The organism is Streptomyces sp. PH10-H1 (assembly GCF_030063355.1).
Classification (GTDB): Bacteria; Actinomycetota; Actinomycetes; order Streptomycetales; family Streptomycetaceae; genus Actinacidiphila.
Map to the genome: position 1 here is coordinate 52,829 of NZ_JASISZ010000039.1, position 21,172 is coordinate 74,000.

Here is a 21,172-nt window from a genome sequence, read left to right on the forward strand (position 1 = left end):
GTGGGTGGAGAAGCAGCGGAAGCCTAGGCGGACATGGTTACCGAAGGGTAGATACGTGCGGACATCCGTTCTACGATCTGCCTCCTGATGTCAATCTGACGGAGGCTCAGTGATCGCCAAACCGCTCCGCGCCGCTGCCGTACTGGCCGGTTCCCTCGCACTCACCGTCGTCGGCTCCACCGCCTCGGCCGCCTCCCCCGGCGGCTGGACCGAGTCCGGCACCTCGTACACCGGCTCCCTGACCGGCGGACAGGGGTTGGCGAGCCGTGCGGACGGCTCGCTGCTGTACCGCGGTCTCGGTTCCATCCCGCTGGCGCTGCGCGTCAAGGGGTGGAATCACATCGGCGACCCGGACATCGCCCAGGGCCATGTCTTCGACGCCTATCAGGGCGCGGACGGCGCCACCTCGAAGATGTACGCCGTCACCACTCCCGGCGGACAGCGCTACGAGTACGTCCACCAGCTCGACCCCGGCGAGGCGCTCAACAACTCGTTCGCCGCCGTCTCCCCCGACGCGCAGTGGCTGGTCTCCGGCGAATGGGGCGGCCGGAACCGCCTCCAGGTCTTCCCCGCGCCGCTGCTCAACCCGGCCACCCCGCGCACCGGCGGCGCCCTCCCGCAGGCCGGGCAGATCACCCTGGACCGCACGGTGGACAACATCCAGGGCTGCGACTTCGTCTCCGCCACCCGCCTGGTGTGCGTATCCGACGACGTCGCCAAGGATCTGCTGCAGGTCGACCTTCCGCACGCACTGGACGGCAGCGCGGTCACCGGCCAGGTGACGACGCTGCTCCAGCTCCCGAAGCGCAGCATCTGCTCCGGCACCTTCGAGGCCGAGGGCGTCGACTACGACCCGCACTCCGGCACGCTGCGCGCGGAAGTCGTCCAGCCGGGCATCTGCGTGGTCTCCACCACGGTGTACTCGTACTCCCCCACCTCGTAGCGCGCCCCGGCCTCAACGCCCCGCCTCGTAGGAGGAGGTTCACGCGTCACGGATGGACCGCGTCCGTCAACGAGGTGCGTCGCGCTGAGTGGCGCCGTCAACACGGACGCGGGCTGTCTGCACCACAATGACCTGCTGGGGGACGACGGGGTATCGCAGGGAGTACGTGACTTCCTCGCCGGATGATGACTCCCCGTAGGCTGCCGGTGTGCTGAACTACGACGTAGAAGCCGAACGGTACGACGCGACCCGCGGAGGCGTCCCCCGGGCGGAGGCCGCGGCCCGCGCCGTACTCCGCCTCGTGCCGGACGGGGCCCGCACCCTGCTCGATGTGGGGTGCGGGACCGGTCTGGTGACCGAGCGGCTCGTCCGCCCGGGGCTGCGGGTCATCGGAGTGGACGCGTCGGCGGGCATGGCAGCGACTGCCGTCGGGCGGGTCGGCCGGGCCGTGGTCCTCGGCGACAGCCGGCAACTTCCCTTCGCATCAGGGTCATTGGACGCGGTGTCCGCCGTCTGGCTGCTGCACCTGCTCCCGGACGCGGCGGAGGTGGTCGCCGAGTGCGCGCGGGTGCTGCGGCCGGGCGGGGTGTTCATCACCACCGTCGACAAGGACGCCGCCCATCCCGCGGACACCGATGTCGACGCCCTGCTCGCCCCGCACGTCATCCCGGACGCCTACGACGAGGCCGGGGCCGTCGTCGGCTGGGCGGCCGGCCACGGGCTGCGCCCCGGCGCGGAGACCTCCTTCACCGGCCACGGCCAGGGCCGGTCCCCCGCGCTGACGGTCGAGAAGGTCCGCGCCGGATACTTCGCCTCCGCCCTGGAATTCAGCCCGCGCCAGGCCCAGGGCGTCATCGACGGCCTGTCCGCACTGCCCGACCAGCACACGCCGCGCCCCGATCCCGTCTACCGGTTGCTCGCCCTGGGCAAGGACGGCTGACTCCTCTCCGGCGGCCCCCGTTCCGTCACATCCGAGCCCCGCGAACGGTTTCGCGCCCATGTTCACCAGGAGGCCGGAGTGTGCTTCCGGGTTCGGTGCGACACACCTAAGCTCCTGCGCCGGACGTGATGTTACCGGCGGTAAGGGGAGACGTGCATGGAGCGTACGGGCAACTCGCGGCGCACATTCCTGACGGGAGCGGCGGCGGTCGGCGGGGCGGCGGCCCTCGGGAACGGCGGCACGGCGCCAGCCGCGACCGCGGCCGGCGGGGAACCGAAAACGGCATCCAAGGGGACGCCGGCGGGGGGCGCGCGGCAGACCGTGGCGGTGCTCGGCGGCGGGGTCGCCGGGCTGACAGCGGCGCATGAACTGGCCGAGCGCGGCTTCCAGGTGACGGTGTGCGAACGCCGCGCGCTGGGCGGCAAGGCCCGCAGCATGGACGTACCCGACAGCGCCAGGGGCGGTCGCAAGCCACTCCCCGGCGAGCACGGGTTCCGCTTCATCCCGGGCTTCTATCTGAACCTTCCCGACACCTTGCGCCGTATCCCGTTCGCCGGGAATCCGAACGGCTGCCACGACAACCTGGTCGCCTCGAGCGAGGTGCTGTTCGCCAGAACCGGGCGCGAGGACATCCGGCTCCCGATGGCCACCCTCGGCACCCCGCAGGGACCGCTGACCCCCGACGACCTGATCCGCGTGATCACCGGCCTGCTCACCACCGCGCTCAAGCTCCCGGCCCACGAGATCGCGTACTTCGCCAACCGGATCCTCGTCTTCTTCACCAGCTGCGACCAGCGCCGGCTCGACGACTGGGAACGCACACCCTGGTGGACGTATCTGCGGGCGGTCGGGTGACCGGCGCCGTCGTCCAGGACCCGGACGGCAGCCGCCGTACCGTCACCGCCGACCACTACATCTGCGCGATGCCGGTCGAGCACGCCCGCCAGGCCTGGGGACGGAAACTGCGGGCCGCCGACCCGCAGTTCGGCCGGGCGGACAAGCTGCAGACGGACTGGATGACCGGCATCCAGTTCTATCTGACCGAGCCGACCCCGGTGATCCACGGGCACGTCAACCACCTGGACTCGCCGTGGGCCCTGACCTCCGTCGGACAGGCCCAGTACTGGCAGGGCCGGAACTTCGCCGCCGACTACGGCGACGGGCAGGCCGCCGACTGCTTCTCCGTCGACATCTCCGAGTGGGACAAGCCCGGCATCCTCTACGGCAAGACGGCGAAGGAGTGCACCCGCGACGAGGTGGCCCGCGAGGTGTGGGCGCAGCTCAAGGCCGCGCTCAACGACACCTGCCGAACCGTCCTGCGCGACACCCAGCTCCACTCGTGGTTCCTGGACCCGGGCGTGTCCGGGCTCGGCACGCCGGCGGCGCACAACGACGACCAGCTGCTCATCCACCCGACCGGCACCTGGTTCAACCGGCCGACGGCGCGGACCGCTGTGCCGAATCTCTTCCTCGCCGGGGACTACGTCGCCGTGGACATCGACCTGGCCACGATGGAGGGTGCCAACGCGGCGGCCCGCCAGGCCGTGAACGCCCTGCTCGACGCCTCGGGGTCGTCCGCGGGACGCTGCTCGGTCCAGCCCCTGTACCGCGCGCCGGAGTTCAAGGAACTGAAGCACCAGGACGAGATCCGCCACCGCTGGGGTCTGCCGAACCTCTTCGACCTCGGCTAGCGGGCTCCGCGTACCGGTCGAGCGGCAGCTCCAGGCCGTCGGGGGTCCTGGGTTGACGCTTGGCGGGCACCCCGGGTCCCCCGTCCAGGGGATACAGATCGTCTTCCGGCCGGACGTGCCGGGCGGGCCCGGCGGGGAGCGTGGAAGGCATGGAAACCATCGAGTTCGACACCCCCGCGCCGTCCGTCCCGCGGCGGACCACATCCGCCCGCCGCGTACTGCGGGCCGTGGCCGTCACCGCCTGTGCCCCCTATCTCGCGCTCAAGATCGCATGGCTGTCCGGCAGCACAGTCGGCATTCCGGCCGGCAGTTCACTGCGCGGCAGCCTGGAGAACGGCTATTTCTACGCCGCGAACGTGCTCACCGTCGCGATGGACCTGGCCGTCGTCGTCCTCGCGCTCTCGCTGACCCGCCCCTGGGGCAGCCGTCTGCCGGCCTGGCTGCTCGTCCTGCCCACCTGGATCGCGACCGGCCTGATCGCGCCGATCCTCGTCGGCTTCCCGCTGCAGACCGTCGCTTCCGTGATCACCGGTGGTCACACCGCACCGAAACAGAAACCCTGGCTGGACGAGTGGGTGTTCGGTGTCGTCTACACCGGATTCGGCATCCAGGGGCTGGCGCTGGGCACCTTGTTCGTGCTGTACGTGAAGGACCGCTGGGGCCCGCTGCTGCGCGGCCGGACCGCGGATCTCGTGGGCAGCCCCACCCGGCCCGCCCAGCGGATCGCCGCGGTGGCCGCCGCCGTCCTCGCCGTGCTGCCCGTCGTCATGCACACCGTCTGGGCCTGCGGCGGGACCGCCGGTCTCGCCGCCTCGCGGGTGGCCGAGCGCGGAACCTCCACCTCCATCGTCGAGGCCGACACCGCCCTGTTCGCGGCGCTGGGAGCCGTGGGCGTCCTCTTGGCAGCCTTCGGTGCGGGCAGGACCCGGCTGGTGGTCCCGCTGGCGCTCGGATGGACCGGCGGAGCCGCCTCCGCCGCCTGGGGCGGCTGGATGCTGCTGGCCCCGCTCGCCGTGCCGAAGGACGCCGACGGTCCTTCGACGTCCCAGCTCATGGACCTGACCTACGCTGTGCAGATGCTCCTCGGGATGCTCATTCTCGTCGTCGGCGCCTATCTGCTCGCCGAACGTGCTGCTCAGCGCGCTGCTGAGCCCGCCGCAGAGCGCGCTGTTGAGCCCGGCACTGAGTCCGCCGCTGAACTCAAGCGCACCATCGCTCCCGGCACCGCGCGCGCCGCTCAGCGTGGCTGAGGCGCTGTTCGGGCGGCGGGCCCGACTCCGGTGGGTGCATCTCATCCTCGGCGGCGCCCTGTTGATGCCGTTCTACCTGCTGACGGACACCTCGGTGAACGTGGTCACCCAGACCGCCGCGGGCAGCGGCGGCTGGGTCGCGAAGCAGTTCGTCTCCTTCGCCCTCGCCCTGCCGGTCGCGGCGGCCGCCGCCGCGGTCTTCCCCCTCGTGCGCGATCTGGAGGGCTCGGCGGCACGGGCGCTGTGCGCAGGACCCGAGGGCGGGCCCGCGCCCTCGGGCGACCGGACGTGGGCGGCACGGATCCGTACGTCCTGCTGGTTCGTGCTGCATGTGGGGCTCGGAGGCATCGTGAGCGGGCTGACCCTGGCCATCCCCCCGGCGGTGGCGGTCCTGCTGGCACTGCCCTTCTCTGCACGGCTGCGGGAGTCGGAACTTCCCTGGATCCATCCGCTCACGCTCGGCCATGACGCACTGGCCCCGCTCGCCGCCGCCGTCCTGCTGGCCGCGCTCGCGCTCGCCGCCAAGGGCGCGGGCGCCGTCCTGGCGCGCTGCTCGCCGGAGCTGCTCGGACCGACCCCCGGCGACCGGCTGGCCGCCGCCGAGCAGCGGACCGTACGGCTGGCGCTGCGCAACCGGCTGGCCCGCGAACTGCACGACTCGGTGGGCCACGCGCTCAGCGCCGTGACGCTGCAAGCCAGTGCCGCGCACAAGGTACTGGACCGCGATCCGGAGTTCGCCCGGCAGGCCCTGGCCGCGATCGAGGACACCACCCGGCGCGCGGTCGCCGAACTCGACGACGTACTGGGCCTGTTGCGTGAGGACGGCGACGGCTCGACCGCTCCCCCCGGTCCCACTCTCGGCGGTCTTGACAGCCTGCTGGGGCAGACGCGGGCGGCGGGCGTCCCGCTGGAGGCGTCCGTCGACGGCGATCTCGACGGTGTGCCGCCGATGGTGTCCCGCGAGGCGTACCGGATCGTGCAGGAAGGACTCAGCAACGCGCTGCGGCACGCGGGCCAGGTGCCCGTGCGGCTGCGGATCGTTCTGACGGACGACGAGTTGGAGATCGAGATGGTGAATCCGGTGGCGGCGGCGTCCTCTCGCAGGACCGGCGGCGGACGCGGCCTGAAGGGCGTCGAGGAGCGCGTGACCGTACTGCGCGGCCGGTTCGAGGCGGGCCTGGACGGGCCGGACGGCCTGAAGGATCGGGAGGGCGGCCCGCGGTGGCGGCTGCGCGTCGTCCTGCCGCTGCGGGCGGGCGCCCGATGAGCCTGCGGATCGTCCTCGCCGACGACGAACGGCTGGTGCGCACGGCGCTGCGCGCGATCCTGGAGAGCGAACCGCACATGGAGGTCGTCGGCGAGGCCTCCACCGGAGCCGAGGCGATCCCGCTGGTGCGCGAACTGCGCCCGGACGTCGTCCTGATGGACGTCCGGATGCCGGAGATCGACGGGATCCGCGCCACCGAACAGCTGGTGCGGACGATGCCGGATCCCCCGCGCATCATCGTCGTGACGACCTTCGAGAACGACGCCTATGTCTACGAGGCGTTGCGCTCCGGGGCCGCCGGCTTCCTGCTGAAACGGGCCGGGGCGGACCAACTCGTCCGGGCCGTACGGCTGGTGGCATACGGCGATTCGCTGCTCTTCCCTGCCGCCGTCCGCGCGCTCGCCGCCCGCTATGCCACCGTCGACCCCGCGAAGGCGCTCCGGGACCGTCTCACGGAACGCGAGGCCGCGGTGCTGCGGCTGATGGCGTCCGGACTGTCGAACGCGGAGATCGCGCAGCGGCTGGAACTCGGTCCCGAGACGGTCAAGACCCATGTTGCCCGGGTGCTCGCCAAGCTCGGTGCCAGGGACCGGACTCAGGCGGTGATCGCCGCGTACGAGTGCGGCTTCGTGGTGCCCGGCTGAGGAACCGGGCCGGGGACGCGGGCCGAGGGACCGAACAGGAGCCGAACCGAGGGGCGGATGGGGCCGGCGAGGAACCAATGAGGGCCGATCTGCGTCATATTCAGCATGAATGATCTCCCTGTACGTATACGCCCGGCCGAGATGGACGACCTGGACGCGGTGGTGAGCGTCCACACGGCGGCGCGCACCGCCGCCTACCGGGAGGGCGGCGTACCCGAGGGGGAACTGGACGGGACGGAGGGGATCGTCTCGCGGTTCAACGGGTGGGCTCGGGCCATCCAGCTGCCCGGGAAGACGACGCTCTGCGCCGAGGTGGACGGTGAGGTGGTGGGCGTGCTGTCCATGGAGTCCGACGCGCCCGGCACCGCGCTGGAGCTGTCGCAGATCCACGTCCGGCCCGGCCAGTGGCGGCGCGGTGTCGGCGGCCGGCTGCACGCGGCGTACGTCCAGGCGCTGCGCGAGACGGGCGTGCTCACCGGCCTCGTCGGGGTGTGGGAGCGCAACGACCGGGCGCGGGCGTTCTACACGCGGCTCGGCTGGCGCCCGGACGGCACTGTGGGGACCACCTCGGAGGGCCTGCGCTGCCTGCGCCTGCGCCTCGACGTCGCGAGCGCCTGAACGTCTCGCCGTCTCGCCGTCTGGCCGTCTGGCCGTCTGGCCGTCTGGCCGTCTGAAAGCCTGGACACCCTGAGCGGCGGATGCGATGAATTCTTGACCGGTCGTTCTTCATATCGGTAGTATTCATCCCGTGGCCAGGACCAAGGAATTCGATCCGGACGCCGCGCTCCAGTCGGCCCTAGAGCTGTTCTGGCGGCGCGGATACGAGGCGACGTCGATGGCCGATCTCGTCGAGCACCTCGGCATCGCCCGCGCCAGTATCTACGGGACGTTCGGCAGCAAGCACGAGCTGTACGTCAGGGCACTGGAGCGCTACAGCGAGTTCTGCGACCCCGAGATCCTCGAAGAGCTGTCCCAGCCGGGACCGGCACTGCCGGCCGTCCGGTCCGTGGTCACCCGCTTCGCGGAGGAATCCGCCTCCGACGACCTGCGGCGGGGCTGCTTCATCACCAATACGGCGGTCGAGCTGGCACCGCACGACCGGGCGGCGGCCCGGCGCGTCGAGGCGAGCTGGGACTGGCTGGAGACAGCGCTCGCGTCGGCACTGACGCGCGCCAGGGCGCAGGGAGAGCTGCCCGAAGGGCGCGATCCGCGGTCGCTGGCGCGGCTGCTGCTGGTTCTCATGCAGGGCATGCGGGTGGTCGGCAAGGCCGGCCGGGCCGGTCAGGACGCGGCCCGGCTGAGGGACGCCGCGGCGCAGGCACTCTCACTTCTCGACTGACCGGCCAGCGGTTGTCCGGGCGGCGGTTGTTCGGGCGGCCGACCCGCAGCGGTCCGTCGAGCGCCTTCGCCCGCCCTCATACAAGAACGATCGATCCAGTAACCAGGAAGGTGCAGAGGGACATGTCGGCAAAGCACGGCTTCGCGCTGCTCGGAACCCTCCAGGCCACGCTCATCTTCACCATCATGATCCTCATGGTGCCGCTCCCCCGGATCGCCGGGGAGTTCGGCCTCGGCCCCTCCGAACTCCTGTTCCTCAGCGCCGCGTACGGCCTCTCCTTCAGCGGACTGCTGCTCCTCGGCGGCAGGCTGACCGACCGGCACGGCGGACGCCGGATGCTACTGCTGGGCCTGACGGTCTTCGCCGCCGGATCGGCGGCCGCCGCCCTCGCCCCCGGCTTCACCGCACTCGTCGCCGTACGGTTCGCGCAAGGGGTCGGCGCGGCCTTGACCGCCCCGGCCGCGATGGCCCTGGTACGCACCCTCTTCCCCGCTCCCGACGCGTACGGCCGCGCGATGGCGACCTGGGGCGGGCTCTCCGTCCTCGGCGCGACCGCCGGCAGCCTGCTCTCCGGCGTCATGACGGCCTGGGTCTCCTGGCGCTGGGCGTTCGCGGTCCCCGTGGTCGTCGCGCTGGCCGGACTGGTGCTCGCACCCCGCCTGCTGCCCGCCGACGCACCCCGCGACGGCGTACCCCCGCCCCTCGACCTGCGCGGAGCCGTGACGGCCACCGCCGGTATCACCGCGGCCAGTTACGGCCTGGTGGCCACCGGAGAACACCCCTGGACCTCGTCCGCCGTGCTCGTCCCCCTGGCCGCGGGCCTGCTCCTGCTCACCGCGTTCGCGATCGTCGAACGCCGTGCCAACGAGCCGCTGCTGCCGCCCGGCTTCCTCGCCGAGAGGCGGCGCGCCACCGCGCTGGCCGCCATCATGGTGACCGCCGCCGGCACGGCCCTCACCTTCTTTCTGCTCTCCCTCTACTTCCAGCAGGTACACGGCTGGACACCGCTGCGGACCTCCGCCGCGTTCGTCCCGTACGCCGCCGCCCTCGTCGGCTCCGGCCGCGCGGCGGGCCCTCTCATCAAGCGGTACGGGGCGCGCGCGGTCACTGCGGGCGGGCTGGCCGTCGGCGCGGCCGGACTCCTGCTGCTCGCAGGCCTGGACCTGGGGTCGCCGTACGCCACCGGCCTGCTGCCCGGCCTCCTCCTCCTGCCCGCCGGGGCCGGTCCGGCATTCGCGGGAGCCACCGTGCTCGCCACCGGCTCGGTGCCGCGACGGCAGACAGGACTGGCGGCAGGCGTCATGAACACCGCCATGGAACTCGGCCCGACCATCGGACTCGCCGCCCTGATGTCGGTCGCCGCCACCCGCTCCACCCCCGTGTCCGGCTACGCCGCGGCCTTCGCCGCCGCCGGGACCGCCTACGCCCTCACCGCCGTCACCGCCGCGATCGCACTACGGCCGCGCCCCGCACCCATCACCCCCAACCCACCGCCCGAACCGCTGCCACTGCCACTGCCACTGCCCGAACCGCTCGCACCCAGGGAGTTGTCGTCATGACCGCACGTTTCACCGGCAGGACCGTCCTCGTCACCGGCGCCGGAACCGGCATCGGCCGGGGCATCGCCCTCGCCTTCGCCCGGGAGGGCGCCCGGGTCGCCGTCGCCGGCCGTACCGCGGAACCACTCAAGGAGACCGTCGCGCTCATCGAGGCCGCAGGCGGCGAAGCCGCGGCCTTCACCGCCGACATCACGCGCTCTCAGGACGTACAGCGCCTGGTCCAGGACACCGTGGCGCGCTTCGGCTCGCTCGACATCGCCGTCAACAACGTCGGCATCCTGACGACTCCGGCACCGGTCGCCGACATCACCGAGGACGACTGGCGGTCGGGCCTCGACACCAACCTCACCGGCACCTGGCTCTCCATGAAGTACGAGATCTCCCACATGCGCGCCAACGGCGGCGGCGCGATCGTCAACGTCTCCTCCAACCTCGGCGCCCACAGCCGGCTGCCGAACCTGGGCGCTTACGTCGCCGCCAAGGCCGCTGTCAGCGCCCTGACCCGCAACGCCGCCCTCGACCACATCGCCGACGGCGTCCGCATCAACGCGGTCAGCCCCGGCCCGGTCGACACCCCCATGTCGACCCGCCCCGGCGAGAGCCCGGCCGAGAAGGCCGCGCGCATGAAGCGCGACGTCCCGGCGGGCCGGGCCGGCTCGGTCGACGAGATCGCCGCCGCGGTGCTCCATCTCGCCTCCCCCGAGGCCGGTTTCACCGTCGGCGCCGACCTCGTCCTGGACGGCGGCGCCACCGCCTGAGGCTCCCACCGCCGACCGGCCGCCGACCCGTCACCGACCGGCCGCCGGACGCGGCACATGGGGGCGATCCGCTGCGATCGCCCCCATCACTACGCTCGGCACCATGATTATCTGGCTGAACGGGACCTTCGGAGCGGGCAAGACGACCACCTCGAAGGAACTCGCCGCACTCATCCCCCAGGCGCGGGTCTCCGACACCGAGCAGGTCGGCTACATGCTGCGGCACGTCCTGGATTCCGTACCGGTCAATGACTTCCAGGACTGGCGCCCCTGGCGCGCCCTGGTCGTGGAGTCCGCCGCCCAGATCCTCCGCTGTGTCGGCGGGGTGCTCGTCGTTCCCCAGTCGGTCCTTGTGGAGCAGTACTGGACGGAGATCCGCTCCGGCCTCGCACAAGCCGCCATTCCGGTCCGTCACTTCGTCCTGCACGCGGAACGCGACGCCCTCGTGCCCTACGGCTGCTCCACCGGGATCTCGTAGGCGATCTCCCAGCGGATGTCGGGGACGGTGATGTCCGCAGTCTCGACGGGCCGGCCGTCGGTGTCGTAGTAGGTGCGCTCGATCTCCATCACCATGTCGCCGACGGAGATCCCGAGCAGTTTCGCCTGCTCCTGCGTAGCGCGTGACGGGCGCGGAATCTCTACAGCCGTCTCGATGATGACGCCGATGGTGCGCATCCGCTCGACGACCCCGGCGCCGGCAAACGGCCCCATCTCCGGCAGGACGACCGGGGTGCCGTCGGTGATGGCCATCGGCTCCCACGACTGCGACAGCTGGACGGGCTGGCCGTCGCCGAGGAACTCGTAGCGGGTGTGCACGGTGAGGTCACCAGGCGCGATGGCCAGGCGCTCCGCGATATTCGCCGGCGCCGGTGCGCGGGCGGTGCTGCGGGATTCCCACGAGCCGGTGCGGCCCTGCTCCTTCATATCCGCGCGGAAGGGTGAACCTCCGCGGCGTTCACGGTGGCGGGAGCGGACCATGCGCAGGCGCTCCCGCGGCCGGCGGACGTAGGTCCCCGAGCCGGCCCGGCCTTCCAACAGGCCCTCGATGATCAGCCGTTCCTGTGCCCGTCTGACGACGTTATCGCCGACCTGGAGTTCCTGGGCGAGCTGGGCGCGGGAGGGGAGCCGCTCGCCAACGGACCATTCGCCACTGGCGAGTTTGGCCCGGATGGCATCGGCCACGCGGAGGTACGGCGGTTGATCTGACACGTTGACAATCTAGTCCACTAGGTTCAGGCCAGTTAACTAGCCTCACTTTAGGTGATCAGCTTGTAACGGAGGAGGCTTGTGGCCAGCCATTCGGTGCGAATCGAGCGCATCGCCGCCCGATTCCTCGCAGCCACCGGTAACTGTCCGGGCACTGCCGCATCGCGATGACGCCCGGCATGGAATGGATGCACCAACGCTGCTCGGGCCTGCTGCCCATGCCGTCCAAACCGGGCGCGCCCCCAGTTCCGTGCGGCTGCACCATTTGCCACAAGAATTGCGCTTGATGATGCTTACCTGGTTGCCCCCGAGAGGGCAAACCGTGCCCCGGCCAGCGTGTTGGTCAGTCGTCGAGCCAGTGGCGGCGGCCGAGGCTGATCAGGCGCAGTTGCTGGCGTGCGGTGGCTGCGATCTGGTCCGCTTCCTGCGGGGTGGCCTCCAGGAGGGCGGAGGCCGTCATCACCAAGTGGTCGACGTACAGCCCGGCGAGCATCCGGATGTCGTCGGTGTGCCAGTCGTCCAGCAGCGACGAGGATGTGAGGGCGTCGGCGACCTCGTCCGCGAACCGTTCCAGTTCTACGGCTATCGCGTCGCGCACGGCCCGTACTCCGCCGTGGCGTTCGCGGGCGATGAAGCGGATGTGGGACGGATGGCTGCGCACGTACTGCTCGATGACGCCGACCGTGCGGTCGATGCGCTCGTGTGACGCGTCCTGTTCGGCCAGGGCGGCCCGGATCATCGCATGCAGGCTGCCGAGGGACTCCTCGACGAGGGCGACGCCGAGGTCCTCCATGTCGCGGAAGTGCCGGTAGAAGGCGGCCGGGGCGACGCCCACGAGGCGGGTGACCTCGCGCAGTCCCAGGCTGCTGAGGCTCTGGTCCTCCAGCAGGCGCAGGCCCGCGTCGAGGAGCGCCTGGCGGGTCTTCTGCTTTTGGGCCTGTCGGATCCCGAGGGTGTGACTCACATCATTCAGTAAACAACCGTTCTCTGTAGAAGGCCAGCCGGACCCGGAGCTAGACTGACGGAGTCGGTGAACAGTTGTAAATCCAAGTGTTCACCGAGATTTGACGGAACCGACAGAGGCTCTCGCACCGGAAAGGCCGGACATGCTCTTCCTCGTCGCAGCATTCCTTCTCCTGGGGGTGCTCCTGGGCGCCGCGGCACACACCCCGCTGCCCGTCCTCATCCCCGCCGCGTCGGCCATCGCCGTCTGGCTCCTGGTCTTCGCCATCCGCGAACACACCAAGGAGCGCTGACCCATGACCACCTCCACACCCACCCGCCCCCGCACCACCGAGCGCACCACCGAGCGCACCGCCCAGCGCGAAGACGCCGGCCCGACCACCGAGACGAACCTCCGCGCCCGCAAGCGCGTTGCGGACGCCGACGGCATGGCCGTCGCCTCCTTCATCCTCGGCCTGATCGGCCTGCTGGCCTTCAACCTCCTGCTGGGTCCCAGCGCCCTGGTCCTCGCCGGCCTCGCCCTCGCCCGCGGCACCAAGCGCCGCGGCCGCGCCTGGCTCGGCAGCGCCCTGGGCGCCGCCGACCTGATCATCCTGGCCGTCCTGGTCACCGCCGACCACACCATCTCCTGGAGCCTCGGCGGCTGACACGACGGCACGTTGAGCGCCACCTGACGGAACCCGGTGGCGCTCCGTACTGATTCACACGAGCGAAGGGCAGCGTCCGCTGACGGACGCTGCCCTTCGCATGTCGCACAACAGGTCGCATCGCTGCCACGAATGGACCGCGCAGCAGGGGCGGCAGGGATCGAACCTGCGGCCTTCCGTTTTGGAGACGGGTGCTCTGGCCGGCTGAGCTACGCCCCTTGGTGCTGCGCCAACTCTCCAGCTCCCGGCAGGTCCTGCGCAAACGGGTTCTCCGGCCCCTGCTGCTCCGCCAGCCAGCCGCGCAGCACTTCGTGCACCGCTTCCGCGCCCGCCAGCCGGTGTTCGGGCTCCGTCAGGGTGCCGGGGAAGAGCGGGAACGGGCGGCTCTGGTCGCCGCCGAGGCCGCCGTGCGAACCGGCCTGTTCCTCGAAGGCGTGCACCGCGCCGGTGACGGGGTCGAACGCCGAGTTCACCATCAGGTCGGCGACGTGCGGGAAACCGGCGGTGCGGCGCACCGCCTCGGCGGCGCCCGCGCCGAAGGGCGCCAGCGGGTCGCCGCCGGTGATCCGGCCGGTGTCCAGTTCGTGTTCCGCGCCGCCCGCGCCCAGGGCGAGGGGTCCGCGCGTGGCGCCGCGTACGAGGACGAAGCCGATGCCCGGATGATCCACGAGGGTCGTCAGCGGCCCGGGGAACCGCCGGTCGATCTCCTCGCGGGTGACGCGGCCCGGGAGTTCGGGGAAGGTGACGAGACCGAGATTGCCCGAGGCCAGGACCACCGGGTCCGAGGGAGGACCGGCGCACTCCTTCTCCTCCTCCGGGTGCCGTCCGCGCTCGGGCCGGTGGAGCGCGGTGCGGCCCGCGGTCCGGGCCTCCGCGCCGCTCACCGTGCGCCCGGCGCGGCGCGGGACCGGCAGGCCGCAGCCGGCCCGTACGAGGTCCTTCAACGTCAGGCCGTAGGCGCCCGCGAACGTCTCGCCGTGGCTCTGGCCGTGGTCGGACAGCAGCACGATCCGGTATGGGCGCGGGGCGTAACGGGCGGCGTCCGCGATCAGCCGGATCGAACGGTCCAGCCGGTTCAGCACCTTGTACGCGTCGCGGCTGCGGGGCCCCGAGTGGTGCGCCACCTCGTCGTAAGCGACGAGGTCCGCGTAGACCGCGGTGCGGCCCGCCCCCCTAGCTGGCGTGCCCGGCCCAGGTGACGGCGACGGTGTCGGCGTCGACACGCGGCAGCGGCCCGGGATCGAGCGGCAGTTCGGGAATCGTGGCCAGCGATTCGGCGGTGGGGCGCAGGCCCCCCGCACGCAGGATCCTGGCCATCTCGCGGATCCCGGGGAGCGGGGCCGTGAGGCGGTCCGCGAAGGTGCCCGGCCATGCGCGCCGCTCACCGAGCGGACGTGGCTCGGCAAGGGCGCGCTCGGCCTGATCTGTCATCGAGTCTCCCAACCGTGGGAAGCGTGGGCCCGGACGGAACCGGTGGGACGCGCCCCAGGTGACCGACGGTAGTTCAGCCGGCCGTCAGTTCGGTGAAGGCCGCTTCGAGTTCTGTCAACGCGTGGGATACATGCGGGACTTCCCGGGGGTCGGCCGCGTCGAGCGCGGTGCGCCGCTGCTCGTCCGTGGCGCCGTGCAGCGGGCCGGTGTCGATCCGGACCCGGAGCGCCGCCGGGTCGTCACCGAACCGGTGGCCGCCGAGTACCTGCCGGCCGAGCCGGCGGGTGAGGTGACGTTCGAGGGCGGGCGCGTCAGGGAGGTCATGACTGTCGTGGGCGGTCAGTTCGACGTAGAGCTGGAAGCCGGCCTGCGGCGGCCGGCACAGCGCGCCGGAGGCGGTGACGGCATGGTACGCGGCGGCCGCGACGGACGCGTGGAGCCGGTTCGCGGCAGCGGAGTGGGCGCGTACGTCGTCGGGTTCCGTGAGGACGTACGCCGCCGCCGAGCCGACCGGCGCCGACAGGACGGCCCGCAGCTCGGCGCAGCCGTGCGCCACCCGGGCCCGCAGCTCGGCGCCCTCGTCGGAGTCCGGGAACCGGGCGAGCGCGACCGGGCAGGAGAGCGGTGCGAGGGATCCGCCGAGGTCCGTGAGGACGATCGTCCGGTCGGGAAGCATCTCGGCGGGGCTGACCAGCACCGTGCCGGGGTGGTGGCAGGTGTCGCTGTACGTCTCGTCGGACACGACGATCAGCCCGGCCTCGGCGGCGGCCTCACAGCTCTCGTGCAGCAACTCGGGCGAGCTCACCGTGCCGGTCGGGTCGTCGGCGGCCGACAGGAGCAGCACGCTCGGCTCTGCGCCTTCCTCCCGCGCCCGGCGGACCGTCTCCAGCAGGGCGAAGGGGTCCGGCGCGCCACCGCCCTCCGGCGAGGTCGGAACCGCGGACACCGCACGGCCGAGCAGCCGCGCGACGGGCGCCTGCCAGGCGGCGGAGGGCCGGGCGAGCACCAGGCCGCCTCCGGTGGCGGCGAGAATCGCGAGCAGCAGTGGCTCCGCGCCGGGCGCGGCCGCGATCCGGCCCGGATCGGTCCACAGCCCTCGGCGCTCCCAGTACCCGGCCGCCGCGAGCCGCAACGCCGGGCTGCCGCCCGCCGGTTCGGGCCCGGCGTCCGTCAGATGCGCGGTCCAGTACGGAGGGACGGGGAGGCCAGGATCGGGCCTGAGTTCGTACGGGGTTTCGTACGTGGTCGTCCCTTGCATCCGTGCCTCCGGTGGGTCAGTGGCTGCCGCCACCTTCCCAGCCTGCGCGCCCGCGGCGGGAGCGCCATGCCCTCCCGCCGTGCCGCCCACCCGTTTGCGCTGGGGCCGGACTCCCGATCCGGTCGTGATCCGGCCCTGATCCGGCCCTGATCGGCGTGGGCCGGCCATGGGGTACCGGCGCGGTGGTATCGAACCGGGCTTCCCGGGTAGCCGTCCTCGCATGAATCAACGCGGACGGGCTCACCCCTGGAAGGCGTGGGACCACCAGCTGTTCCATCAAGTCGCGAGCCGGCAGTGGCCGGGGGCCGACCCGGCGCTGCCCGCGCTGAGCCGCAGCGCCAACCACGGGCTGCTGTGGTTCGGGGTGGCCGCCGGGATCGCCGCCGCCGGCGGCAAACCGGGGCGGCGGGCGGCGCTGCGCGGCATCGGGTCGCTGGCGCTGGCTTCCGCGACGGTGAACACCGTGGGCAAACGGGCCGTGCGCAGGGCACGTCCGATACTGGAAGCCGTTCCGGTGATACGCCGTCTGCGGCACCAGCCGTTCACCACCTCCTTCCCCTCCGGGCACGCGGCCTCGGCAGCCGCGTTCGCGGCCGGTGTCGCCATGGAGTCGGGCCGCTGGGGCGCGGTGGTGGCACCGGTCGCCGCCTCGGTGGCGTTCTCACGCGTCTACACAGGGGTGCACTACCCGAGCGACGTACTGGCCGGCGCGGCACTCGGCGTGGGCGCCGCCATCGTCGTGCGGGCGCTCCTGCCCACCACGGACGGGAGGCCCGCGGACGTGGGACCGGCCGTGAACGCTCCCGCGCTGCCGGCCGGGCACGGTCTGTTCACCGTGGTCAACGAGGCGTCGGGGCCGCCCGCGCTGCTGAATCCGCCCGCCGAGCGGATCCGCACCGCCCTGCCGATGGCCGGGGTCACCGAGTGCACGGAGGACGACGACCTGGCCGAACTGCTCGAGAAGGCAGCCCGGCAGGCGGTCGAGCGCGGCGGGGCGCTCGGAGTGTGCGGCGGCGACGGAACGGTCAACGTGGCCGCGTCGATCGCGCTGCGGCACGGCCTTCCACTGGTGGTCTTCCCGGGCGGAACGCGCAACCACTTCGCACTCGACCTCGGGATCGAATCGGTCGAGGACGCGGCCGGCGCGGTCGTCGCGGGCAGCGCGGCCGCCGTGGACCTGGCGACGTACACCTCGTACGACACTCCGGGTGACACTCCGGGTGACAGGGAGGCCGTCCCCTTCGTGAACACGTTCAGCATCGGGTCGTATCCGGAGCTGGTACGCATCCGCGAGCGCTGGGCGCGGCGGGTGGGCAGCTGGCCGGCGAGTGTGCTCGCCGCGGTGCATGTGCTGCGGACGTCCGAGCCGGTCGACGTGGAGATCAACGGCCGTCACCGGTCGGTCTGGCTGGTCTTCGCCGGCAACTGCGAGTATTCGAGCGTCGGTCTCGCGCCGGTTCGCCGCCGTGACCTGAACGACGGAATTCTGGACGTACGGGTCGTGGACGGCGGACCGTTCGCCCGTACGCGACTGCTCGGCGCCGCCCTGACCGGCGTGCTGACCCACTCCCCCGTCTACGCCGCGGCCAAGGTCCGCCGGCTGCGCATCCGCGGCCTGGGCGCGGGCACCCATCTCGCCTACGACGGCGAAGTGGTGGCCGCACCCTCCGAGTTGCAGCTCGGCAAACTGCCCGGCGCCCTGGTGGTCTACCGGCCGTGAGGAACCGGCGGGTCCTGCGGGCGGTCGGCCGGGCAGCGGGGTGGTCAGGCCCCGTTCGGCCCGCCGTTGCCCGACAGGGCGGCCAGCGCCCGCACCCCCGGGCCCGAAATACTCAGGGCGTCCGGCGAGCCGGTGTCGATGGTGAGGGTGAGTTCGTCCGAGGGCCAGCTGCCGCTGAGGGCGGACATCGGCACCAGCCGGTAGCGCTGCGTGCCCGGCAGGGCCTGCGCCATCCGCGCCTCGGAGGTGAACACCGGCACGAGCTTCACCCCGTCCTCCTGCTCGTACACCGGCAGTTGGATTCCCCGCGGCCCCGCGGGGTCCTGCTCCGGCTCACCGGGCTCGCCCGGCACGGGAAGCAGCACGTCGCTGAGCGCGAGCGTGCTCAGCGCGATCACATTCTCGCCGCCCTGGGCGATCTCATGGAGGGCTTGCTGCGCCGGGGGCAGGGCGCCATTGGAGTGGATATCGGTCATGGCTACAGGTCCTTTCGGCGGCTGAATCTCCCGCGTACCCGCAGAACGGCCGGACCATGCAGCCCACGGCCTCCATAGGCCAGAACCGATTCGACGGGACCGCACAGGCGTTCGTTACGGTGCGTGCATGGTTGCCAGGCCGTCCTCACCACGGCGAGATCGTTCTGCTCGGCCGTATGTCCGGCATCGACACCCCGGTCAACGCCGCGCTCCAGCAGGCCGCCAACGCGTTCGCCCGCGCGGGCCGTCGGCCCGGGGACTTCGCGATCCCCGAACCGACGGCACTGATCGACTCCTAGGACGGGTCCTGGGCGGAGCCTGAGCGAGGTCCTACTCGGGGTCTCCCGCGGGGTCCTGCGCGGGCCGCATCCGGTAGTCGTACGCCTCCGGCAGCGGGTGGCCGGCGCGCGCCCGCGCCCTGACGTCGGCGGTCACCGGACCGTCGCCCGCGACCAGGCGCTCCGCGATGGCGTACCAGGTGTCGCTGAGCGACTCCTCCCCCTCGCGGAGATCGTCGACGACGAATCCGGCGTCGAAGATCGCGCGCGCGGCCGGCACATCGCCCTGGGCGAGCCGTACCTGTGCTTCAAGCAACCGGAACCGGCCGCGCTCGGCGAGACCCGGCACATGCTCGGCCAGGACGAACGCGGCGTCGTCGGCCCGTCCGACCGCGAGGAGTGCGGTGACCGCCTCCCGGGCCAGACCCGCTGAGACCGCCCGCCACGCGTCGTCACCGAGATATTCGTAGTGGGCGACGTCGGATGCCGCCAGGAAGCGGTCCGCGGCCCGTTCGAGGTGACCGTCCTCCTGGTCGGCGACGGCCAGACAGCGGAGCACCGGCCAGGTCTCGAACTGCGCGGCCGAGCGCTCCCAGCTGCGGATGGCCTGGGCCCGGTCGCCGGCGTGCCATTGGGCGATGCCGAGGAAGTAGTCCCGGTACCACTCGTTCCCGTTGTAGGTGTCCGCCGCCTCCAGCAGTTCCCGCCACTCCGGCGCCACGAGTGCGGGGCCGGGCGGTGCGTCCTCCACCGGCCTCGGGAACATTCCGGCGAGCAGCAGCTCCAGCCACGGCTTCTGCTGAGCGCCCAGCGTGGCGGGATCGAACGGCGTACCCGGAAGCTCGAAGCGGGCCCGTTCGACCTCGAGCGCTCCCCAGCCCGAGCCGGTGGCGATGATGTCCTTCGGTTCGGTGTCCGCGTGCGGCAGCCACGCCGCGTAGGCGGCGTCGACGTCCGCGCGCGGCAGAACGGTCTCCAACCGCTGCTCCACGGCGGCGCGGGCGGCGCTCCAGTCCTCGCCGTGGACGGCGGCCGGGTCGGCGGCGAGCGGACCGTATGCCTCCAGCCAGGAGAACTGTGCGCCCGCCTCCATGGGGACGTGCTCCAGCTGCGTACGGGCCAGGCCCGCCTGGATCTCCAGGTACCCGTCGGTGCCGGGCTCGGTGAGCCACTGCTGCCAGCGGCGGCCGCCGCGCCCGTTGCCCCAGAGGAAGAGCTTGCGTCCGCGCAGCAGATCGGTCGAGGTCTGGACGAGCCCCTGCCCGTCACCGTCGAGGGCGGTGACCCAGCGGCGGTCTCCGTCCGCTACGTCGTAGAAGTAGTCGGCGGCGTGCTCGGAACGGGTCGGGTACGTGACATCGGTGCCGTCCCATTCGGGCACCGGCACACGGCGCAGGGAGCGGGCGTATCCGAAGTGCCATGCCTCGTCTGCGGGAGCGAGGACACGGGTGTGGCCGGTCTCGGGGACGGCGATGTTGGACCACCAGTAGACCGGCACGGTGCGGTGATGGGGGTTGCGGATCCGGACGCCGACGTAGAGGAAGTCGGAGTCCTCCGGCAGCCACATGTCGATCTGGAAGGGCAGGTCACGCAGCCGTTCCCATTCCCACAGGCGCAGCATGTCACCACCGTCGGGGGCGGGTACGCGCGCGGCGTGCAGGGGTGCGCAGGTGAGGGTGGTGTGCCCGGTGGCGCCAAGGTTCCATTCGACGCCGCCGGAGAACCATGCCCCGGCGAGTCCGAAGTCGGCCGGCTGGATGACGGGGTTGTGGTAGAGCAGCTCGCGGCCGGTGGCCTTGTGCACCAGGGAGTGCAGCCGGCCGCCGAGGCCGGGCAGGACGGTGGCGCGCACCCGGTCGTTCTCGATGACGACGGCCTCGAATTCGGCGGGGGCGCGCTCGCGGCCGTATCCGTCGAGGAGCCGTACCGGCAGGACGGAGTGCAGCGGCGCGTAACCGACCTGGCGTGCCATGTCGGCCGGGAGCCCGGCGCGTTCGCGCGAACCCAGCTGGTGCACCTCGTCGAGGGCGCGCAGCGCGGGCAGCGGGTTCTCGGGGCCGATGGGGGCAGCGGGGATGGTCACAGCGGTCCGTCGAACGGTCGTAGCCAAGGCCACCTCATCTATGCACGCGGGGCCGCCCGGGAACCGGCGGCCGTCTGATGACCATGGAACAGGGTTACGGCTCCGCTGAACAGGCCCTGCCTCGGTCAGGGTTGGGCAAAGCCCACACAAACGGTCAGAAGATCGACCCGGAGCGGGGGCCGCTCGGGATGGGTCGGGCGGAAAGCCGAGGCGCCCCACGACAGGCTGCGCGCGGTGATCGCCCCTTAGGGTGTTCGCATGACGGAACCGAACCCCGACACCGAGCCCGCGCACGACCCCGAGGTGCTGCAGTTGGCCGGCCAGGTCTTCGACCTCGCCCGTGAGGGCGGTACGGCGACCCTCGCCGCGTATATCGACGCGGGCGTCCCCGCCAATCTCACCAACGACCGGGGCGACACCCTGATCATGCTCGCGGCCTACCACGGGCACGCCGACGCGGTCACTGCCCTGCTGCAGCGCGGCGCCGATCCCAACCGGCTGAACGACCGCGGCCAGACCCCGCTGGCCGGGGCGGTCTTCAAGGGCGAGGACGCGGTCATCCGCGCTCTGGTGGCGGCCGGCGCCGATCCGTCCGCCGGCACGCCCAACGCCCTCGACACGGCCCGTATGTTCGGCAAGGACGAGTTGCTGAAGCTCTTCGGCGCGCAGTGATCCTCCCCCCTGGGCCCATGCGAAGAGGCGGCGGCCGTCACTTGTGT

19 protein-coding genes, 1 tRNA gene and 4 pseudogenes are annotated in these 21,172 nt (G+C 72.1%); 16 read left to right on the forward strand and 8 right to left on the reverse strand.

Going from position 1 to position 21,172, the window contains the following annotated elements:
• The first annotated feature begins 112 nt into the window (after positions 1-112).
• From QMK24_RS23070 to QMK24_RS23120, 11 genes and pseudogenes are all read left to right on the forward strand, one after another.
• Positions 113-943: a hypothetical protein gene (locus QMK24_RS23070; protein ID WP_283468547.1), complete on the forward strand. Its 831-nt coding sequence runs from the start codon at positions 113-115 to the stop codon at positions 941-943.
• A gap of 208 nt (positions 944-1,151) precedes the next feature.
• Complete coding sequence (locus QMK24_RS23075) at positions 1,152-1,883, forward strand: class I SAM-dependent methyltransferase (RefSeq protein WP_283468519.1); 732 nt, start codon at positions 1,152-1,154, stop codon at positions 1,881-1,883.
• A 156-nt stretch (positions 1,884-2,039) separates the two neighbouring features.
• A pseudogene (locus QMK24_RS23080) lies at positions 2,040-3,574 on the forward strand (hydroxysqualene dehydroxylase).
• A 149-nt stretch (positions 3,575-3,723) separates the two neighbouring features.
• Complete coding sequence (locus QMK24_RS23085; protein WP_283468520.1) at positions 3,724-4,824, forward strand: hypothetical protein; 1,101 nt, start codon at positions 3,724-3,726, stop codon at positions 4,822-4,824.
• Positions 4,817-6,091 (forward strand): sensor histidine kinase, encoded by a 1,275-nt coding sequence (locus QMK24_RS23090; RefSeq protein WP_283468521.1) that lies wholly within the window; start codon positions 4,817-4,819, stop codon positions 6,089-6,091. Before QMK24_RS23085 ends, QMK24_RS23090 begins: the two co-directional genes overlap by 8 nt.
• Entirely contained in the window at positions 6,088-6,735 is a 648-nt protein-coding gene (locus QMK24_RS23095) for a response regulator transcription factor (RefSeq protein ID WP_283468523.1), read from the forward strand. Before QMK24_RS23090 ends, QMK24_RS23095 begins: the two co-directional genes overlap by 4 nt.
• Before the next feature lie 105 nt (positions 6,736-6,840).
• Positions 6,841-7,353 carry a GNAT family N-acetyltransferase gene (locus QMK24_RS23100; protein WP_283468524.1) on the forward strand — a complete coding sequence of 171 codons (513 nt, stop codon included), beginning with the start codon at positions 6,841-6,843 and terminating at the stop codon, positions 7,351-7,353.
• A 130-nt stretch (positions 7,354-7,483) separates the two neighbouring features.
• Positions 7,484-8,074, forward strand: coding sequence for a TetR/AcrR family transcriptional regulator (locus tag QMK24_RS23105; protein ID WP_283468525.1), 591 nt, complete (start codon positions 7,484-7,486; stop codon positions 8,072-8,074).
• 122 nt (positions 8,075-8,196) lie between these two features.
• The gene (locus tag QMK24_RS23110) at positions 8,197-9,633 is read left to right on the forward strand and encodes an MFS transporter (protein WP_283468526.1); all 1,437 of its coding nucleotides are present in this window, start codon (positions 8,197-8,199) and stop codon (positions 9,631-9,633) included.
• The gene (locus QMK24_RS23115) at positions 9,630-10,391 is read left to right on the forward strand and encodes an SDR family NAD(P)-dependent oxidoreductase (protein WP_283468528.1); all 762 of its coding nucleotides are present in this window, start codon (positions 9,630-9,632) and stop codon (positions 10,389-10,391) included. Before QMK24_RS23110 ends, QMK24_RS23115 begins: the two co-directional genes overlap by 4 nt.
• A gap of 103 nt (positions 10,392-10,494) precedes the next feature.
• A pseudogene (locus QMK24_RS23120) lies at positions 10,495-10,839 on the forward strand (nucleoside/nucleotide kinase family protein); the annotation flags it as partial.
• A 2-nt stretch (positions 10,840-10,841) separates the two neighbouring features.
• On the opposite strand, the gene QMK24_RS23125 reads toward QMK24_RS23120, so the two are convergent.
• On the reverse strand, positions 10,842-11,600 hold the full coding sequence (locus QMK24_RS23125) for a GntR family transcriptional regulator (RefSeq protein ID WP_283468529.1): 759 nt from the start codon (positions 11,598-11,600) through the stop codon (positions 10,842-10,844).
• Positions 11,601-11,940: 340 nt separating this feature from the next.
• Positions 11,941-12,561, reverse strand: a complete 621-nt coding sequence (locus QMK24_RS23130; protein WP_283468530.1) for a TetR family transcriptional regulator — start codon at positions 12,559-12,561, stop codon at positions 11,941-11,943.
• Between the two features lie 142 nt (positions 12,562-12,703).
• Between QMK24_RS23130 and QMK24_RS23135 the strand changes: the two genes are divergently transcribed.
• A complete protein-coding gene (locus QMK24_RS23135; RefSeq protein WP_283468531.1) occupies positions 12,704-12,853 on the forward strand; it encodes a hypothetical protein in 150 nt (49 codons plus the stop codon).
• Between the two features lie 3 nt (positions 12,854-12,856).
• Positions 12,857-13,207: a DUF4190 domain-containing protein gene (locus QMK24_RS23140; protein WP_283468532.1), complete on the forward strand. Its 351-nt coding sequence runs from the start codon at positions 12,857-12,859 to the stop codon at positions 13,205-13,207.
• Between the two features lie 145 nt (positions 13,208-13,352).
• Here QMK24_RS23140 and QMK24_RS23145 read toward each other — a convergent pair.
• From QMK24_RS23145 to QMK24_RS23160, 4 genes and pseudogenes are all read right to left on the reverse strand, one after another.
• Positions 13,353-13,426, reverse strand: a tRNA-Trp gene (locus QMK24_RS23145).
• Positions 13,417-14,376 (reverse strand): annotated as a pseudogene (locus tag QMK24_RS23150) (alkaline phosphatase family protein); the annotation flags it as partial. The pseudogene QMK24_RS23150 and the gene QMK24_RS23145, both read right to left, overlap by 10 nt.
• A 7-nt stretch (positions 14,377-14,383) precedes the next feature.
• Positions 14,384-14,638, reverse strand: a pseudogene (locus tag QMK24_RS23155) (MBL fold metallo-hydrolase); the annotation flags it as partial.
• Positions 14,639-14,711: 73 nt separating this feature from the next.
• Positions 14,712-15,896 (reverse strand): aminotransferase class I/II-fold pyridoxal phosphate-dependent enzyme, encoded by a 1,185-nt coding sequence (locus QMK24_RS23160; protein WP_283468533.1) that lies wholly within the window; start codon positions 15,894-15,896, stop codon positions 14,712-14,714.
• Positions 15,897-16,116: 220 nt separating this feature from the next.
• Here QMK24_RS23160 and QMK24_RS23165 point away from each other — a divergent pair, with 220 nt between their 5' ends.
• Positions 16,117-17,616 (forward strand): bifunctional phosphatase PAP2/diacylglycerol kinase family protein, encoded by a 1,500-nt coding sequence (locus QMK24_RS23165; RefSeq protein WP_283468534.1) that lies wholly within the window; start codon positions 16,117-16,119, stop codon positions 17,614-17,616.
• A 44-nt stretch (positions 17,617-17,660) separates the two neighbouring features.
• On the opposite strand, the gene QMK24_RS23170 is transcribed toward QMK24_RS23165, so the two are convergent.
• Positions 17,661-18,092 carry an SseB family protein gene (locus QMK24_RS23170; RefSeq protein WP_283468535.1) on the reverse strand — a complete coding sequence of 144 codons (432 nt, stop codon included), beginning with the start codon at positions 18,090-18,092 and terminating at the stop codon, positions 17,661-17,663.
• 131 nt (positions 18,093-18,223) lie between these two features.
• Between QMK24_RS23170 and QMK24_RS23175 the strand changes: the two genes are divergently transcribed.
• Positions 18,224-18,391, forward strand: a complete 168-nt coding sequence (locus tag QMK24_RS23175; RefSeq protein WP_349307916.1) for a hypothetical protein — start codon at positions 18,224-18,226, stop codon at positions 18,389-18,391.
• A gap of 31 nt (positions 18,392-18,422) precedes the next feature.
• Here QMK24_RS23175 and QMK24_RS23180 read toward each other — a convergent pair whose 3' ends face one another.
• Positions 18,423-20,480, reverse strand: coding sequence for a DUF5107 domain-containing protein (locus QMK24_RS23180; RefSeq protein WP_283468536.1), 2,058 nt, complete (start codon positions 20,478-20,480; stop codon positions 18,423-18,425).
• Positions 20,481-20,711: 231 nt separating this feature from the next.
• Between QMK24_RS23180 and QMK24_RS23185 the strand changes: the two genes are divergently transcribed.
• Positions 20,712-21,125 (forward strand): ankyrin repeat domain-containing protein, encoded by a 414-nt coding sequence (locus tag QMK24_RS23185; RefSeq protein ID WP_283468537.1) that lies wholly within the window; start codon positions 20,712-20,714, stop codon positions 21,123-21,125.
• Positions 21,126-21,172: the final 47 nt, after the last annotated feature.

Bases quoted from the DNA above. Each gene is read 5' to 3' on its own strand.
- QMK24_RS23085 (WP_283468520.1), top strand. From the start codon at position 3,724: ATGGAAACCATCGAGTTCGACACCCCCGCGCCGTCCGTCCCGCGGCGG.
- QMK24_RS23095 (WP_283468523.1), top strand. From the start codon at position 6,088: ATGAGCCTGCGGATCGTCCTCGCCGACGACGAACGGCTGGTGCGCACG.
- QMK24_RS23100 (WP_283468524.1), top strand. From the start codon at position 6,841: ATGAATGATCTCCCTGTACGTATACGCCCGGCCGAGATGGACGACCTG.
- QMK24_RS23110 (WP_283468526.1), top strand. From the start codon at position 8,197: ATGTCGGCAAAGCACGGCTTCGCGCTGCTCGGAACCCTCCAGGCCACG.
- QMK24_RS23115 (WP_283468528.1), top strand. From the start codon at position 9,630: ATGACCGCACGTTTCACCGGCAGGACCGTCCTCGTCACCGGCGCCGGA.
- QMK24_RS23135 (WP_283468531.1), top strand. From the start codon at position 12,704: ATGCTCTTCCTCGTCGCAGCATTCCTTCTCCTGGGGGTGCTCCTGGGC.
- QMK24_RS23140 (WP_283468532.1), top strand. From the start codon at position 12,857: ATGACCACCTCCACACCCACCCGCCCCCGCACCACCGAGCGCACCACC.
- QMK24_RS23160 (WP_283468533.1), bottom strand. From the start codon at position 15,896: ATGCAAGGGACGACCACGTACGAAACCCCGTACGAACTCAGGCCCGAT.
- QMK24_RS23165 (WP_283468534.1), top strand. From the start codon at position 16,117: ATGAATCAACGCGGACGGGCTCACCCCTGGAAGGCGTGGGACCACCAG.
- QMK24_RS23170 (WP_283468535.1), bottom strand. From the start codon at position 18,092: ATGACCGATATCCACTCCAATGGCGCCCTGCCCCCGGCGCAGCAAGCC.
- QMK24_RS23185 (WP_283468537.1), top strand. From the start codon at position 20,712: ATGACGGAACCGAACCCCGACACCGAGCCCGCGCACGACCCCGAGGTG.